We start from the raw sequence: 16,532 nt of genomic DNA on the forward strand, positions 1-16,532 counted from the left end.
CCAGCATAGGTCGATCAGCCGTTCAGCTTGTCCTTGACCGCCTTGGCGGGGGTGAAGCTCAGCTTCTTCGACGCAGCGATCTGGATGGTAGCGCCGGTGGCAGGGTTGCGGCCTTCACGAGCGGCGCTTTCCTTGACCTTGAACTTGCCGAAGCCGTTCAGCGACACTTCCTCGCCCTTGGCGGCCGCGTCCGCGATCGCCGCGAACAGACCGTCCACGATCTTCTTCGCGTCGGCCTTCGAAAGGCCGCTGGCGCCGGCGACGGTCTCGGCGAGGTCAGCATTGTTCATGTGAGGGGGTCCTTTCCCTTGGTAGTTGAACTGCGGACTTAGCCATTCCGACCTGTCTGGTCCATCCGCCTTTGCACGACTTATGCCCTATTTACGGGAATATCCCGCAGTTATTGCACGGCAGGACGTCGATGATCCGGCCCATACGCCTGATGGCGGCGCGCGGTTCCATGCCATGGAACGACTTTTGCCCGCTGAAGCAGGATATGAATGACAGCCAGACCGTAACAGTCAGGGCAACCTGGATAAAATCAGAGATCTTGCTTCGCTATTAAAGAGCGCCTGAGCGCATCCGATTTCGATGAACCTGTCACCGAAATGGTGACCCCTACGGGAATCGAACCCGTGTTTCAGCCGTGAAAGGGCCGCGTCCTAACCGCTAGACGAAGGGGCCGTTCGTTGTCGCCGCCGTGGCAGCGCTGCGAAGCGAGGGCGCAATTAGGCGGGGACGGCGAAACGGTCAACCCCCTAAAGACAAGAAAATTACAATCTTTGTTCAGTCGGCCCAGGCGGCATCCTCCAGATGCAGTTCGGCGGCGGGTCGGCTGCCCCAGTCGTCCAGCTTCGCCTTGCCCGCAACCCACAGCCTGCGGTCGCGCGGCGCGCCCAATATCGCCTGCCCCAGATCGGTTTCCGCCTTGCGAAAGGCGATGGTCTTGATCGAGCGGCCATCCTCCCCGCTCATGATCGCGCGCAAATGGCCGTTGCCCACGACGTCCGCCTTGATCACCCGCATCGGCCCGGCGGCGATCAGCGGCGCGGGCCAGCCGGCGCCATAAGGTCCGCCCTGTTCGATCGCGGCGATGAAATCCGGGTTCACGCCTGCGGGCGCAAGAACCGCGTCGATCAGCAGCGCGCGGTCGTCATGCGCCCTGCCCACCGAAGCGGACAGTCGTTCGTCGAGATAATCGGCCAGCGCGTCGATCCGGTCGGCCGCGACCGTCAGGCCCGCAGCCATGGCGTGGCCGCCGCCCGCGACCAGCAAGCCGCTATCCTTGGCCGCCAGCACCGCCGCGCCAAGGTCCACGCCGGAAATGGAGCGGCCCGACCCCTTGCCCACGCCGGCCTCATCGACGGCGATGACGATGGCCGGGCGCCCCGCCTTCTCCTTGATTCGGCCCGCGACGATGCCGATGACGCCGGGGTGCCAGCCTTTGCCCGCAATTACGGCGACAGCGCGATTGCCCTGCGCCGCCAGCAGCGCTTCGGCCTGCTCCTGCACGGTCGATTCGATTGCGCGGCGTTCTTCATTAAAATGATCGAGCTGCGCGGCGATGCGAGCCGCTTCGGCCGGATCTTCGGTGGTGAGCAGACGCACGCCCAGATCCGCCTGCCCCACGCGCCCGCCGGCATTGATGCGCGGGCCAAGCGCAAAGCCGAGGTCATGGCAGAGCGGCGCGCGGGTCAGGCGGCTGGCGTCGATCAGCGCGGACAGGCCGATATTGCGCCGCCTGGCCATCACCTTCAGCCCCTGCGCCACGAAGGCGCGGTTCAGCCCCTTGAGCTGCGCCACGTCGGCCACGGTGCCCAGCGCGACGATGTCGAGCAGGTCCAATATGTTGGGTTTGCCCCGGACGGCGAACCAGCCGCGCGCGTCGAGCGCCTTGAGCAATCGCGCGCCCAGCAGGAAAGCGACGCCGACCGCCGCCAGATGACCGTGAAGGGCGGCATCGGGATGCTCGTCCAATCGATTGGGGTTCACCAGCGCAAACGCCTCGGGCAATTGGGTCGCGCATTTATGATGGTCGACCACCACCACATCAACGCCGGTCGCCCGGGCCATGGACAGCGCTTCGAACGCCTGCGCGCCGCAATCGACGGTGACGATCAGAGTCGCCCCCTCCCCCGCCAGCCGCACCAGAGCCTCACCGGACGGACCATAGCCTTCCATCAGCCGGTCGGGGATATAGGGTTTCGCGTTCAGACCCAGATCGCGCAGCAGGCGGATCAGCAAGGCGGCGCTGGTTGCGCCGTCGACGTCATAGTCGCCGAAGATGCGCACATCCTCGCCACGCTGCACCGCGTCGGCCAGACGATCGGCAGCGGCATCCATGTCGCGGAACAGGCTGGGATCGGGCATGAACTGGCGGATGGTGGGATTGCGATGCGCCTCCACCGCGTCACGGGGACAGCCGCGCGCCAGCAGCAATTGCGTCACCAGATCGTCGGGCCTGTAGCCCGGATCGCGGGCGTCGGCCCCGCCGCCCCGCCAACGCCATGGCTGACCCGAAATCGATCGCGAAATATTGAGGGCAAATGTCATGCAGCGGCTGTAGCGACCCATGAGTCCGGTGGGAAGCCGCACCAAATCATGTCGCAGGCGGAACCGTCGCAACCCCTTCTGCGTATTGCCTCTTTGCCGGGCATGTGGAATGCGCGGCGCGAAAGGGGCAGCGCAGGTTCATGTACAGACGACAGGCATATTCATTGGGCCTGCTCCTGTTGACCGCATCGCCGCTGCCGCTGATGGCGCAGACAGCCGCGCCGACGCCCCCGCCTGCCCAGAATGAGGCGGAGGAGCCGATCCTGCCCGACGATCAGTTCGAAGCCCGCCTGCCCAAGGCGCCGGCCGCTGATCCAAATGCGCCCCTGCCTTCGATCGACAGCTGGATCGACCAGCAGATGCCGGCGCAATCCACGGCGCCCGCCGAATTGCCGCCCGCGACCGACCCGGCCGAGGAACAGGAACTGGCACAGCCGTTGCCCGCGCTCGACAGCGTGACCGTGCCCGCCAATGTCGCGTCCAATGACGATCCCAACGCCAAGCTGCCCGATGTCCGTTATGCGACCAGCATCGAGGGATTTGGCAAGACGGGGCTGGAAGACGAATTCCGCGCCGCATCCGCCCTAATCGACGGGGATGGCAAGGCCGAAACCGCCGCCATGGTGCAGGCGCGCGCGCAGGAGGATGAGAAGCTGGCCAACCGGCTGCTTCATTCACAGGGCTATTATGACGGGACCGCGCTCGCCAGCCTGGATCAGGCCGGCGACGGGACATTGAAGGCGGTGATTTCGGTCACGCCCGGCAAGCGGTACAAGATCGGCAATATCGTCATCACCGCCGATCCGACGACCCCGCCGTCGCTGGTGCGCGACAGCCTGCCGCTCAAGACCGGCGACTATATCATCGCCACCGATGTCGAGGGGGCGGAAGCGAATGTGGCGCTGAAGCTGCCGGAAAATGGCTATCCCTTCGCCAAGGTCGGGGACCGCGACATATTGCTGGACCCCGCAACCGTGACGGGCGACTATACGTTGCCGGTCGATGTCGGGCCGCGCGGCACATTCCGCAAGATCACCACATCGGGCGAAAAGCAGGCGTTCGGCGCGGACCATATGGAGGTGATCCGCCGGTACAAGCCGGGTCAGATTTATGACAGCCGCAAGGTCGACGATCTGCGCAAGGCGCTGGTGGCGACCGGCCTGTTTTCCAGCGTTGCGGTCGATCCGGTCCGCACCGGCGAAGTCGCGCCAGACGGCACCGAATATGTCGACCTGATGGTCGAGCAGGAGGCGGGGCCGCCGCGCACGCTGGCGGGCGAACTGGGCTATGGCACGGGTCAGGGTTTCCGCGCGGAAGGCACATGGACGCATCGCAATCTGTTCCGGCCCGAAGGCGCGCTGATCGGCGGCGTGATCGCAGGCACGCAGGAACAGGGCGTGTCGGGCACCTTCCGCCGGTCCAACGCAGGCAAGCGCGACCGGACTTTCCAGACCGGCATAACGCTTAATCACCAGAATTACGACGCCTATGAGGCGTTCACCGCGGGCCTCAACGTCGGCTGGTCGCGCCAGTCGACGCCGATCTTCCAGAAGCGCTGGACATACAGCTATGGCGCGGAAATCCTGCTGACCAACGAACAGGTGGTGCTCGACCCCACCACGGCGGACAAGACGCGGCGCACCTATTTCATCGGTGGGTTGCCGGTGCAGATCGGCTATGACCGGTCCAACGACCTGCTCAATCCGACCAAGGGGTTCCGCGCCAATCTGCGCGCCGAACCGGAAGGATCGTTGCAGGGCAGCTTCTCCCCCTATCTGCGCGCCAGTTTCGATCTGACCGGCTATTATCCGGTGTCGGACGCTCTGGTCATCGCCGGGCGGGCGAAGGTGGGCACGATTACCGGGGTCAGCCGTAATGATGTGGCGCCATCGCGGCGCATCTATGCCGGCGGCGGCGGATCGGTGCGCGGCTTTGGCTATCAGGAACTGGGACCGAAGGACGCGAACAACGATCCGATCGGTGGCCGGTCAGTCAATGAATTTGCGGTCGAAGGCCGCTATCGCTTCGGCAACTACGGCGTCGTCGCCTTTGTCGACGGCGGTCAGGTTTATGAAAGCTCCATGCCCAAATTTTCCGACATGCGATATGGCGTTGGCATAGGCGGCCGGTTCTATACCAATTTCGGGCCTTTCCGTGCGGACATCGCCATGCCGATCAACCGGCAGCCGGGTGAATCCAAATTCGCCCTCTATATCGGCATCGGGCAGGCATTCTGATGGCGCAGGACGATATTTCGACCGAAACCGCAACCGAGACTGTAGTGGTCCGCGAAAAGCGCCCCCTGTGGCAGAAGATCGCGATCGGCGCGGTTGGACTGGTCGTCGCGCTGGTCGTGCTGGTCGCTGGCCTGCTGCTGGGCCTCAACACCCAGCCTGGCAAGAAATTCCTGATCCAGCAGATTGCCGCGCTGCAAATGGAATCTGGCATGAAGATCGAGGTGGGGCGGATCGAGGGATCGATCTACAGCGACATGACGATCCACGATCTGGTACTGCGCGATCCCAAGGGTGTGTTTGCGGTCAGCCCCAAGGTGCATGTGATCTGGCGGCCGTTCCGCTACATCAACAACCATATTTCGGTCAGCCTGCTGGAAACGCCCCTGGTCGTGCTGGCGCGCAGCCCGCAGTTCAACGTGGTGGAAAGCGATCCCAACGCGCCGATCCTGCCGGATCTGGACATTGACGTCGACCGGATGAAGATCGGCAAATTCATACTGGCCAAGCCGGTGATCGGCCAGAAGCGCGAAATCGCGATCGACGGCGTCACCCATATTTCGGACGGTCGGGCGATCCTGTCGGCCGATGCCATCGTCGACAGCGGCGACCGTTTGCAGGCGAAGCTGGACGCGGTGCCGGCGCAGAACAGGCTGGCCATGAGCGGTACGCTGACGGCGCCCAAGGGTGGCGTCATCGCCGCCATGTCCGGCCTGACCGACGGCATGACCGCGACGCTGGACGGCAAGGGCACATGGCAGGCATGGGACGGCCGGATCGTCGCAACGTCGCCCAAGGGCGAGTTGGCGAACATCCTGCTGACGGCGCGCGACGGCAATTTCACCGCCAAAGGTCCGGTGCGGCCGGGGCTGGTCTTTGCCGGGACGGTCGACCGGCTGACCGCGCCGCAGTTGGACGTCGACCTGTTTGCCGGCCTCAACGAGCGGCGCGTGAACCTGAAAGGCAAGCTGCGATCGCCCGCCATGACCGCCGACGCGCAGGGTCTGATTGACCTCGGCAAGAGCCAGTTCAGCGCGTTGAAGATCAATGCCGCGCTGCTGACGCCGGGCGCGATCATGGAGAAGGTGAAGGGGCAGGATGTCCGCGCCTCCATCATCCTCGACGGGCCGATGGCGACGCCGTTCATCGATTATGACATCAGCGCCAAAAGCATCGCCTTCGACGCGACAGGCATCGAGAATCTGAAGGCCAGCGGCCGGGCGGTGATCGACGCCGACCGCATCCGCATTCCGGTAAACGCCACCGCGACCCGCGTGACGGGCCTGAACGCAGCGGCCGGCGGGCTGATGCAAAATCTGCGCGTGAAGGGCGATTTCGCCTATGCGGCGGGCAAGCTGATCAGCGACAATATGAAGATCGACAGCAACAAGATCGACGCCACCGCGATCGTGCTGGCCGATCTGGACAACGCCATCTATCGCGGCGCGCTCAAAGGGCGGGTCAATGACTATAAGATCGACGGCGTCGGCATCGTCAACCTGAACACCGACGTCGAGCTGATCCCCGGACCCAGGGGCGGATTTGGTCTGGGCGGGCGATTCGGCGTGCGCACGGCGCGTTGGGACAATGCATCGGTGCGCGACTTTCTGGGCGGCAATGCGGTCATGTCCGGGCGAATCGGCATGACGCCGGAGGGCAAGTTCACGCTGGCGGGGCTGAAGGGCGCTGCGCCCAATTTCACGATCCACAGCGGTTCGGGTAGCTATGATACGGACGGTCAGGTCGCCTTCGACGCGACGGCTTCCTCCAGACAATATGGTCCATTGGCGCTGACGGTGCGCGGCACGATGGAGCGGCCGCAGGCGGTGTTGCGGGCGGCGCGGCCCAATGTCGGCGTGCAACTGACCGATGTGGTCGCAAAGCTGAATGGCGAGGCGGCGGGGTATCGGCTGGAGGCCACCGGTGGATCGCCCTATGGCCCCTTCTTCGCCAATGTCCTGATCCGCACGGCGCAGGGGCCACTGACCATCGACGTCACCAAGGCGCGCTTTGCCGGGGTCGACATGAACGGTCGCATCCAGCAGAGCGCCGCCGGTCCCTATGTCGGGCAGCTGGCGATGAACGGATCGGGCATCACTGGCGCGGTCAAACTGGCGGCGGTCGGCAAGGTGCAGGGCGTGGACGTCAACGCGACCGCCAGCAACGCCAAATTGCCGGGCGAGGCCGATGTTGTGATCGGCCGGGCGATCGTGACCGCATCCATGCTGCTGACCGATCAACCGCAGGTGAAGGCCGACGCGCAGATCGCCAACGCCGCCTATGGCGACTATGTCGTGCGCAAGGCGCGGGCGCGCCTGGACTATCAGGGCGGGCGGGGTCGCGCGCAGCTGGTGGCCGACGGGTCGAGCGGCGTGCCCTTCTCGATCGCGGCCAATGCGGCGCTTCGCCCCGACCTTTATGCCGTGGCTTTGCAGGGCAAGGCGGCGAATATCGACTTCAAACTGGCGCAGCCGGCCATCATTCGCGTGGAGAAGGCCGGTTATCGACTGGAGCCGGCCAGTCTGGTGCTGCCGCAGGGCAAGGTCGATCTGGCCGGGCGGTTCGGCGACACGACGACGGCGCAGGCGCGGTTCAAGGATTTCGACCTGGCCATCGCCAATATCGCCTCGCCGGGGCTGGGCATAGGCGGGCGGGCGACCGGCACGCTGGATTATAGTCAGGTCGGCAGCGCCTTCCCGACGGCGACGACGCGCCTTGCCATCAACGATTTCCGCCGGTCGAGCCTGACCGCTGTGTCCGACCCGGTTTCGATGAATGTCGAGGGCAAGCTGTCATCGGCCGGCGGCGACCTGCGCGGACTGATCCGCGAGGGCAATGCGACGCTGGGCCGCTTCGTCGCGACGCTGGCGCCGCCGGGCGCGGGCGCGAGCTGGAGCGAGCAGCTGCAAAATGCGCCGCTGGGCGGGGGCATCCGCTATGCCGGGCCGGCCGATGTGCTCTTCTCCTTTGCCGGGCTGGCCGACCAGCAGCTGACCGGCGGGTTGGCCGTTGCCGCCGACTTCAGCGGGCGGCTGACCGATCCGCGCCTGAATGGCGTGGTGCGGGCCAATGCGCTGACCTATGAGAATGAGACGTTCGGCACGCGCGTCACGCAGATGAAGCTGGATGGCCGCTTCACCAACGATCATCTGGAGATTCGCGATTTCTCTGGCCGGGCGGGCGACGGCACGGTGCAGGCATCGGGCAATGTCGGGCTGGCGGCGGACAGCGGCTTCCCGATGGATATTGCGCTGAAGCTCAACCGGGCGCGGCTGGCGCGCAGCGAGGCGATCACCAGCGTGGTGAGCGGAACGCTGAACATCACCAACAGCACAGCCAATGGCGGCCTGATCAAGGGCGACCTGTCGCTACCCGAAACCCGCTATCGCGTAGCGTGGCAGGGCGGCACCGAGATTCGCGAGCTGACCGGGGTGCGGCGCAAGGGCGCCGGGCCGGATGCGCTGGACCAGCGGCTGGCCGCGCGCAAGGCCGCCGCCAAGCCGGCCGACTGGAAACTCGATATTCGCGTGCGGGCAGACAATGAGATTTACGTGACCGGCATGGGGCTGGATTCCGAATGGAAGACCAACATGCGCGTCACCGGCACCACCGCCAATCCGCGCGTGGTGGGCAAGATTGAATCGCTGCGCGGGCGCTATAGTTTCTCCGGCCATCAGTTCGATCTGGAACAGGGCGTCATCACCTTCAATGGGCCGATGCTGAACCCGACGTTGCAGATCAAGGCGGAAACGCGGATCGACACGGTGACGGCGGGCATTCAGGTGACGGGCAGCGCGCAGCAACCCGACATCGCCTTCATTTCGACGCCGACCCTGCCGCAGGACGAAATCCTGTCGCGCATCCTGTTCGGCGACAATGTGGCCAACCTGTCGGCGGTGCAGGCGGTGCAGCTGGCGGCGGCGCTCAACGGGCTGCGCGGCGGCAGCGGCGGGCTGAACCCGATGGGCAAGTTGCAGGGCGCGTCGGGCATCGACCGGATCGGCATCGTGGGCGGCGACGAAGCGACCGGGCGCGGCACGTCGCTGGCCGTCGGGCAGCATATTTCGAACAATATCTATGTCGAGGTGATCACCGATTCGAAGGGCTTCACCGCCACCCAACTGGAAATCGCGCTGTCGAAGACGCTGAGCCTGTTGTCGAAGACCGGCACCAATGCCGGATCGTCGGCGAACCTGCGTTATTCGAAGGATTATTGATCAGGCGCGACTCACGGTGATCGACTGGGCGTTCATGGTTGCGCCGCCAAAGACGGTCATGAAGGCGATGTCGGTGGCGTCGCGACCGACGGCGATGCGGACCATGGTTTCGACAGGAGCCAGGCCGGTCGCATCGACAATGTGCCAGGCGCCGTCGAGCCAGACCTCCACCACGGCATGGAAATCGGGCGGATCGAGATCGAGGGCATAGACCGAGACGAGCCGGGCGGGAATGTCGCGCGAGCGGATCAGCGCGGCGGTGAGATGGGCATAGTCGCGGCACACGCCCTGCTGCGCGACGAAAGTGTCGGCGGCGGTGGTGGTGACGTTGGAGCTGCCCGGCACATAGACGAGATTGGCGTGGACCCATTCGACCAGCGCATGGACCAGCGCGCCTCCGTCCAGATCGGGGAAATGGCCGCAGACGAAGCTGACGAACCGATCCGCCTCACAATAGCGGCTGGGCCAGATGAAGGGCAGCACATCTTCGGGCAGGCTGGGCAGCGGGCTGCGGGCAAGGGTGGTGATGTCGATGGCCGGGCGTTCGACGTCGATCGTGGCGCGATAAGTGCTGACCATGCGTCCGATGCCGGTGCGGGTCCAAGTGCGGCGCCCGACGCCGCTGCCGCCGACCTTGTTGGTGAGTGGCCCCGCATTGTCGATGATATGGGATTGTTCCACCACCCGCTGATCGGGAAGCGCGGCCGCCTCCACCGCGAGCAGGACGTCGGTCTGCTCGGCAAAATCATAGTCGAGGATCGCTTCGATCGCGACGCGCATGGCGGTGGGGTCCGAATGTCAGAGGGGGCGGGCCGATTCGACCTGCGGGAATGAGCATCGGGAGGCTGCAAGGGGTTAGCAAGCGGATTGCATATTATCCGGGTTAAACGAAAGGGTGCGGCGGAGAACATGGCGCTTTCCGTTTCTCGACACGCTCGAAACGAACGGGGGTTGGGCGGTTCCGGCCCACTATATTCGGCTTAACTTCGCATATTTCCCGCCGAATCGGACATTTTCGTGCGCTGGGCGGATCCTATCGGAAAGTCGCCCCCTTTTCGTCCCGACGGTAAAAGGCCCGTCGCGCAGGGAGCGCGGCGGGCCTTTTCAGTGCGTGATGCGCAAGGCGGGCGAGCCTGCAAGGGTAGTGTCCGGCTGATCCGGCCGGACACCGATCCCCTGCTTATTCGCCATCATCCTCCGCATCGGGTCCGGTCATCATCCCTTCGGCAACCTGTTCGGTCTTGCCGCGGATCGCCTTTTCCAGCTTGTCCGCGAGTTCGGGATGTTCCTTGAGATAGGTTTTGGCGTTTTCGCGGCCCTGACCGATGCGGACCGAATCATAGGAGAACCATGCCCCCGACTTTTCGACCAGCCCAGCCTTCACGCCCAGATCGAGCATTTCGCCGATCTTGGAGATGCCTTCGCCATACATGATGTCGAATTCGACCTGCTTGAAGGGCGGCGCCACCTTATTCTTGACCACCTTCACGCGGGTCGCATTGCCAACAATATCGTCGCGATCCTTGATCTGGCCGGTGCGGCGAATGTCGAGACGGACCGAAGCGTAGAATTTGAGTGCGTTGCCGCCGGTCGTGGTTTCCGGGTTGCCGTACATCACGCCGATCTTCATGCGCACCTGATTGATGAAGATCACCATGCACTTGGACCGCGCGATCGAGCCGGTCAGCTTGCGCAGCGCCTGCGACATGAGGCGAGCCTGAAGGCCGACATGGCTGTCACCCATTTCGCCTTCGATTTCGGCGCGCGGCACCAGGGCGGCGACCGAGTCGATCACGAGAATGTCGATGGCGTTGGAGCGAACCAGCGTATCGACGATTTCCAGCGCCTGTTCGCCAGTATCAGGCTGCGACACGATCAGTTCATCGATATCGACGCCCAGCTTCTTGGCATAGATGGGGTCGAGCGCATGTTCAGCGTCCACAAAGGCCGCGGTGCCGCCGGCCTTTTGCGCTTCGGCGATGGCATGCAGGGTCAGCGTGGTCTTGCCCGAGCTTTCCGGGCCATAGATTTCGATGATCCGCCCCTTGGGCAGGCCGCCGATGCCAAGCGCGATGTCGAGGCCGAGCGAGCCGGTCGAGATCGATTCAATCTCGATCTTCTCCCGGCTGCCCAGCTTCATCGCGCTGCCCTTGCCGAAGGCGCGGTCGATCTGTGCGAGCGCCGCGTCCAATGCTTTCTGTCTGTCCATGTTTCCCGTCTTCTTGGAATCGATGAGTGAGAGCAGTGCAGTCATCGGCCAGTCCTCTGTCAAGCGGAACGCAAGCATTCCGTGCGTCTGACCAATGATGTATCCCGTTTGTTCCTATAGAACAAGAGGGGAACGGAAATTTCCTATCCGCCCCCTATCGCGCGCGGTTCAGCCGCCCAGCACCTTGCCCAGCGCGCGTTCGACCGCGCCGATGGTGAAGGGCTTGGCCAGCGTCGGCCGCCCGGCATGGTCGGACGGCAGATCGTCGGCCATGCCGCCGGTGGCGAAGACGAAGGGAATGTCGGCCTGCGCCAATATGTCCGCCACGGGCCAGCTTTTTTCGCCCTGCAAATTGCAGTCGACCAGCGCCGCGTCGAACCCGCCGGCGCGCGCATGGTCGCAGGCTTCATCGACCGTGGCGGCGATGGCGTGCAGCCGATAGCCGAGCGCGTCGAGATAATCTTCGAGCATCATGCCGATCATCGCCTCATCCTCAACGATCAAAATGGATTTGGCTTCGGACATGCGGAGAACCTTATTTATGAATGTGTGCTTCGCTATCGCATCGGGAGGCGATTGCACAGAGGGCATGGATTGATCGAGAACAAGGAATGGGCGAGCGAATTTGCTTTCAGCATCGCGCGCCTGCCCACCCCGCTGCGACTAACTTCGCTACGCTCGCAAGTCTCGCTGCCCCTCCCGCAAGCGGGAGGGGAGTGAAGAGGGTATTATTCCGCCGCCGGGCGGGTCAGGAGGGCGTCGCGGGCGGCTTCGGCCAGTTGGTTGACGGAGAAGGGCTTGGGCAGGAAGGCGACATTGGCGATGTCGATCGACTTGCGCAGTTGCTCCTCGGCATAGCCGGACATGAAGAGGACGGGCAGATGCGGATGGGTGCGGCGCGCCTGCGCCACCATGGCGGGACCGTCCATGTTCGGCATCACCACGTCGGAAATCAGCAGGTCGATCTGTTCGCCGCCGCCCAGCACTTCCAGCCCCTGTTCGCCGTCATTGGCGGTCAGCACCTTATAGCCCTGTCGCGTGAGCGCGCGTTCGGCGACGGCGCGGACCATATCCTCATCCTCCACCAGCAGCACCGTGCCGGTGCCCCAGGTTTCGGTGCGCGGCGCGGCGGGCTTCATCTCCACCGGCTGTTCGACGTCCGCCCCGGCATAGACGGGCAGATAGATGACGAAACTGGCGCCGCGCCCCAGTTCGGATTCGGCGAAAATATAGCCGCCCGACTGTTTGACGATGCCATAGACAGTGGAGAGGCCCAGCCCCGTTCCCTTGCCCAGTTCCTTGGTGGTGAAAAAGGGTTCGAAGATTTTGGCGAGGATATCGGGCGGGATGCCAAGGCCGGTATCGGACACGCGCAGCGCGCTATAATCGCCGGCGGGCAGGATTTGCTGGCGCATTTCGCGGACGCGGGCGGCGGGCACGGCATAGGTCTGGATATTGACGGTGCCGCCTTCGGGCATGGCGTCGCGCGCATTGACCGCCAGGTTGACGATCACCTGCTCCATCTGGCCGGGGTCGGCGCGCACCGCGCCCAGATTGCGGCCATGGGTGACGTCGAGCTTCACATTTTCGCCCAGCAGGCGTTTCAGCAGGGTCGACACGTCGGCGACGATGTCGGGCAGCTGAAGGATTTGCGGGCGCAAAGTCTGTTGCCGCGAGAAGGCGAGCAGCTGACGGGTGAGGCCGGCTGCGCGGTTGCTGTTCGATTTGACCTGCTGAATATCGTCATAGTCGCTGTCGCCGGGCGTATGGCGCATCAGCATCAGGTCGCAATGGCCGATGATGGCGGTCAGGATATTGTTGAAGTCATGCGCGACGCCGCCGGCAAGCTGGCCGATCGCCTGCATCTTGGTCGCCTGCGCGACCTGCCGCTTGAGCTTGCTCTCCTCGCTATTGTCCTTGAGGGAGAGGAGCACGGCCGCTTCGCCAAGGCCGCGCACGCCCGCCAGGCTGAGCGCGATCGGATCGTCAGGCGTGTCGCGCATCCGCACGGCGATGTCGCCGGACATTTGCGGGCCGACGGCGAAACGGCGCACCGCATCGGCCACCGCCGCCTGATCTTCGCGCACGACAAGATCGCCGGGATAGCTGGGCTTTTCTCCGCTCTTGAGGCCGGCGACGCGAGCGAAGGCGTTGTTGACGAAGAGGATGCGGCCATCGCGATCGGCCATGGCAAGGCCGAAGGGCAGCAGCGAGAGCAGGGTTTCGATATAGGAAAGCGCGGAGGTGCCGCCGCCGCCGGCCGGCTCATCAATGAGCAGCAGCAGCATCGGGCCGTCCTGCGCCGACGCCTGCGACCCGTTGGGCTGGGCGGCGCGCTTCAAGGGCACTTGCAGCAGGCGCAGCGGCAGGCCGCCCTGCTCCTCGCGCGCCAGGAACAGCCGGCCCTTGTCATCCACGCGCATATGGGCCGCGAAATCGCGGCCGGTGATATTGGCGTCGATGCGGCCGGCGGCGCGCAGCAGGAAGGCGCCATTGGCGGCGCGAATGCGCCCTTCCCCGCCGATCATCGCCGCCATGATGCCCGCTTCGCCAAGCTGACGACCGGCCTCCCCGGTCAGGAAGCGATGCACATCGTCTAGCGCGCTGGGCTGACGAACGGGGGTGAAGCGCCAGAGGAGATAATCCTCCGTCCGGCCGGTGCGGGCGACGTCGACATCAAGGCGCAATGCGCCCTGCACCATGCCTTCATGCCGCGCCTCCCCATCGCGCCAGGCGGCGCGGGCGGCGGTGGCGAGGCTGTCGGCCAATGCGGTGTCGGCGGTGACGGCCGGCGGCGTGGGATAGCCGGGGAACCATTCGCCAAACAGGTCGCTGGCGCAGACCAGCCGGCCGGCGCGATCGGTGACGGCGATCGCCATGCTGGAGGCGTCGGCTGCGGCGCGGGCGACGGTCCAGTCCGGGGTCGATTCCCGGTCGGACAGCTGGGGCGGATAGAGATGTTGATACCAGCTCAGCAGCGCAGCGGCGGTCAGGATGGTCGCGCCGAAGCCGGCGGCCAGCGCCCAGCTGCCCGCCGCATAGAGGACCAGCCCGGCGGAGACGAGGGCGGCAAGGATCAGCAGCGGCAACGCAACACGCGAGCGCGGCTGGATCAGCCAGGCCTCTTCACCTCTTTTCAAAACCATACCCCTGATGCGCAACCGGAACGCCGCGCGTCAGACGCGGGCGGCTTCCTCCAATGCGCTGCTTTTGCCGACCTTGCCAATCCTCAATTTGCGCGCCTGCCATTTGCGGCCCATGCGATGGCGCCAAAACCAGTCGGCGATGAAATAGCCGATCACCGCGCTGGCGAGCGAGATGAGGAAGAGGCCGAGCAGCATGGCGGGGGCCGCTTCGGAGAAAAGCCAGCTGCACCACTGGCCGATCGTGGCGTTGCCGTCGACCAGCGCCATGAAGCCGGTGGCGTCGGCGCTGCGGCCCAATATCCAGTTGCCCAGCCATACCGACGCCATCAGGATCAGCGGCGTGGTGGCGGGATTGGACAGGAAGGTCATGGCCGCGGCGACCGGGATATTGGCGCGGAACGGCAAAGCGAAGAGCGCCGCCCCGGCGATCTGCACCCCCGGGATCAGCAGGAAGATGCCGACGAACAGGCCCAGCGCCACGCCGCGCGGCACCGACCGGCGGGTGAAGCGCCAGAGCGAGGGTTCCAGCACACGATGGGCGACGGGGGCGAGCACCTTGCTCTGTTCCAGCGATTCGCGGGTCGGGGCATTCGCGTGCCACCAGCGAGTAAGGCGATTGCTCATCAGATCAACCCTTGTCCCGCATGATGCGCTGCTGATCCCGCTTCCAGTCGCGCTCCTTGATGCTGTCGCGCTTGTCGTGATTCTGCTTGCCCTTGGCCAGCGCCAGTTCGACCTTGGCCCGGCCCTGGCTGTTGAAATAGATCATCAGCGGCACCAGCGTCATGCCCTTGCGCTCGACCGCGCCGTGCATCTTCTGGATCTCGCGCTCATGCAGCAACAGCTTGCGGGGGCGCTTGGGCGTGTGATTTTCGCGGTTGCCATGGCTATATTCGGGGATGTTGCTGTTCACCAGCCACACCTGATTGCCCTTCACCTCGGCATAGCTTTCGGCGATATTGCCCTCGCCTCCTCGAAGGGCTTTCACCTCGGTCCCCTGCAGGGCGATGCCGGCTTCGAACACGTCCTCGATGAAATAATCGAAGCGCGCCCGCCGGTTTTCGGCGACGATCTTCTTCTTGTCGAAGGTGGCGGGACGGGGGCGGGCCATGATTCTAACTTATACTTCCGTTCGTGTCGGGCGCATGCGCCGAATATACGCGCTGCGCCCCAGCTCTATTCCGTGCGAACGCCCGGAAGGAACGGGATATGGTGTCGGCTGCGCCTTAAACCAATCCCGCAATCTCCAGCGCGCGGTCGACAGCGGCGCGGCTCGATTCCGACGGCCAGGTGATTGGCAGGCGGACGTCGCCGGGCATGTCGGGCCGCACGCGGGTGAGCGCATATTTGACAGGCCCCGGTGAAGAATCGCTGAACAGCGCGTCATGCAGGGGATAGAGACGATCCTGAAGCGCCAAGGCGCCATCCCAGTCATGCGCGGCCATCGCCGCCTGAAAATCGGCGCAGAGGCGCGGCGCGACATTGGCGGTGACGCTGATGCACCCGCTGCCGCCCATCGCGTTGAAGCCCAGCGCCGTTTCGTCATTGCCCGAAAGCTGGCAGAAGTCCGGCCCGCAGGCCAGACGCTGGGCGGTGACACGCCCCAGATTCCCGGTGGCGTCCTTGATCCCGACGATCGACTGATATTCTTCGGCCAGACGATACATGACCGGCACGCCGATGTCGGTGATGGTGCGGCCGGGGACGTTGTAGAGCACGATCGGCAGGTCGCAGCGTTCGGCGAGATAGGCGAAATGCTGGTAGACGCCATCCTGATTGGGCTTGTTGTAATAAGGCGCGACCACCAAAGCGGCATCCGCCCCGGCGGCCTGCGCGGCATACATATGTTCCAGCGCGATTCGCGTGTCGTTGGACCCGCAACCGGCGATCACGGGGACGCGCCCGGCGGCCTGATCGACGCAGATGGCGATGACGCGGTTATGCTCCTCCACCGTCATGGTGGCGCTTTCGCCGGTGGTGCCGCAGGGGACGAGCGCGCTCGATCCTTCGGCAATCTGCCAGTCGACAAAGGCGCGAAATGCCGCCTCATCGATCCGGTCGTCGCGAAACGGGGTGATCAGAGCCGGAATCGAGCCCGAAAACATGATTAAACTCCTTCAAATCTCCGGGCGGCCGGGGCATGATCAAATCAGCGGCGCGCTATAGCGCGTCA

General features: G+C 64.7%; 11 protein-coding genes and 1 tRNA gene. 2 read left to right on the forward strand and 10 right to left on the reverse strand.

The window, feature by feature from the left end; all coding sequences use genetic code 11:
* Window positions 1-14: 14 nt before the first annotated feature.
* The 3 genes from ACFOKF_RS16700 to recJ all read right to left on the reverse strand — a co-directional run bounded on the left by ACFOKF_RS16700 (window position 15) and on the right by recJ (window position 2,553).
* Window positions 15-290, reverse strand: coding sequence for an HU family DNA-binding protein (locus tag ACFOKF_RS16700; RefSeq protein WP_298396648.1), 276 nt, complete (start codon window positions 288-290; stop codon window positions 15-17).
* Between the two features lie 319 nt (window positions 291-609).
* Window positions 610-684 (reverse strand) — tRNA-Glu (locus ACFOKF_RS16705).
* Between the two features lie 102 nt (window positions 685-786).
* On the reverse strand, window positions 787-2,553 hold the full coding sequence (gene recJ, locus ACFOKF_RS16710; RefSeq protein WP_380797079.1) for a single-stranded-DNA-specific exonuclease RecJ: 1,767 nt from the start codon (window positions 2,551-2,553) through the stop codon (window positions 787-789).
* Between the two features lie 140 nt (window positions 2,554-2,693).
* Here recJ and ACFOKF_RS16715 point away from each other — a divergent pair, with 140 nt between their 5' ends.
* A complete protein-coding gene (locus ACFOKF_RS16715) occupies window positions 2,694-4,790 on the forward strand; it encodes an autotransporter assembly complex protein TamA (RefSeq protein ID WP_380797080.1) in 2,097 nt (698 codons plus the stop codon).
* Window positions 4,790-9,004, forward strand: coding sequence for a translocation/assembly module TamB domain-containing protein (locus ACFOKF_RS16720; protein WP_380797081.1), 4,215 nt, complete (start codon window positions 4,790-4,792; stop codon window positions 9,002-9,004). The genes ACFOKF_RS16715 and ACFOKF_RS16720 overlap by 1 nt, the downstream gene beginning before the upstream one ends.
* On the opposite strand, the gene ACFOKF_RS16725 is transcribed toward ACFOKF_RS16720, so the two are convergent.
* The 7 genes from ACFOKF_RS16725 to dapA form a co-directional block, all read right to left on the reverse strand.
* On the reverse strand, window positions 9,005-9,784 hold the full coding sequence (locus ACFOKF_RS16725) for a transglutaminase-like domain-containing protein (protein ID WP_380797083.1): 780 nt from the start codon (window positions 9,782-9,784) through the stop codon (window positions 9,005-9,007).
* Between the two features lie 400 nt (window positions 9,785-10,184).
* Window positions 10,185-11,258: a recombinase RecA gene (gene recA, locus ACFOKF_RS16730; protein WP_298400394.1), complete on the reverse strand. Its 1,074-nt coding sequence runs from the start codon at window positions 11,256-11,258 to the stop codon at window positions 10,185-10,187.
* Window positions 11,259-11,381: 123 nt separating this feature from the next.
* Window positions 11,382-11,738, reverse strand: coding sequence for a response regulator (locus tag ACFOKF_RS16735; protein ID WP_380797084.1), 357 nt, complete (start codon window positions 11,736-11,738; stop codon window positions 11,382-11,384).
* Window positions 11,739-11,941: 203 nt separating this feature from the next.
* Complete coding sequence (locus tag ACFOKF_RS16740; RefSeq protein ID WP_380797085.1) at window positions 11,942-14,353, reverse strand: hybrid sensor histidine kinase/response regulator; 2,412 nt, start codon at window positions 14,351-14,353, stop codon at window positions 11,942-11,944.
* 36 nt (window positions 14,354-14,389) lie between these two features.
* The gene (locus ACFOKF_RS16745; protein WP_380797087.1) at window positions 14,390-14,983 is read right to left on the reverse strand and encodes a DUF2062 domain-containing protein; all 594 of its coding nucleotides are present in this window, start codon (window positions 14,981-14,983) and stop codon (window positions 14,390-14,392) included.
* Window positions 14,984-14,987: 4 nt separating this feature from the next.
* On the reverse strand, window positions 14,988-15,470 hold the full coding sequence (gene smpB, locus ACFOKF_RS16750; RefSeq protein WP_380797088.1) for an SsrA-binding protein SmpB: 483 nt from the start codon (window positions 15,468-15,470) through the stop codon (window positions 14,988-14,990).
* A 115-nt stretch (window positions 15,471-15,585) separates the two neighbouring features.
* Entirely contained in the window at window positions 15,586-16,464 is an 879-nt protein-coding gene (dapA, locus tag ACFOKF_RS16755) for a 4-hydroxy-tetrahydrodipicolinate synthase (protein WP_380797089.1), read from the reverse strand.
* Window positions 16,465-16,532: the final 68 nt, after the last annotated feature.

The sequence above is a fragment of the Sphingobium rhizovicinum genome, assembly GCF_042647625.1.
Lineage (GTDB): Bacteria > Pseudomonadota > Alphaproteobacteria > Sphingomonadales > Sphingomonadaceae > Sphingobium > Sphingobium rhizovicinum.

Excerpts from the sequence above, each read along its gene's own strand:
- ACFOKF_RS16715 (WP_380797080.1), top strand. The coding sequence starts at position 2,694 with ATGTACAGACGACAGGCATATTCATTGGGCCTGCTCCTGTTGACCGCA.
- dapA (WP_380797089.1), bottom strand. The coding sequence starts at position 16,464 with ATGTTTTCGGGCTCGATTCCGGCTCTGATCACCCCGTTTCGCGACGAC.
- ACFOKF_RS16735 (WP_380797084.1), bottom strand. The coding sequence starts at position 11,738 with ATGTCCGAAGCCAAATCCATTTTGATCGTTGAGGATGAGGCGATGATC.
- ACFOKF_RS16745 (WP_380797087.1), bottom strand. The coding sequence starts at position 14,983 with ATGAGCAATCGCCTTACTCGCTGGTGGCACGCGAATGCCCCGACCCGC.
- ACFOKF_RS16725 (WP_380797083.1), bottom strand. The coding sequence starts at position 9,784 with ATGCGCGTCGCGATCGAAGCGATCCTCGACTATGATTTTGCCGAGCAG.
- recA (WP_298400394.1), bottom strand. The coding sequence starts at position 11,258 with ATGACTGCACTGCTCTCACTCATCGATTCCAAGAAGACGGGAAACATG.
- ACFOKF_RS16720 (WP_380797081.1), top strand. The coding sequence starts at position 4,790 with ATGGCGCAGGACGATATTTCGACCGAAACCGCAACCGAGACTGTAGTG.
- ACFOKF_RS16700 (WP_298396648.1), bottom strand. The coding sequence starts at position 290 with ATGAACAATGCTGACCTCGCCGAGACCGTCGCCGGCGCCAGCGGCCTT.
- recJ (WP_380797079.1), bottom strand. The coding sequence starts at position 2,553 with ATGACATTTGCCCTCAATATTTCGCGATCGATTTCGGGTCAGCCATGG.
- smpB (WP_380797088.1), bottom strand. The coding sequence starts at position 15,470 with ATGGCCCGCCCCCGTCCCGCCACCTTCGACAAGAAGAAGATCGTCGCC.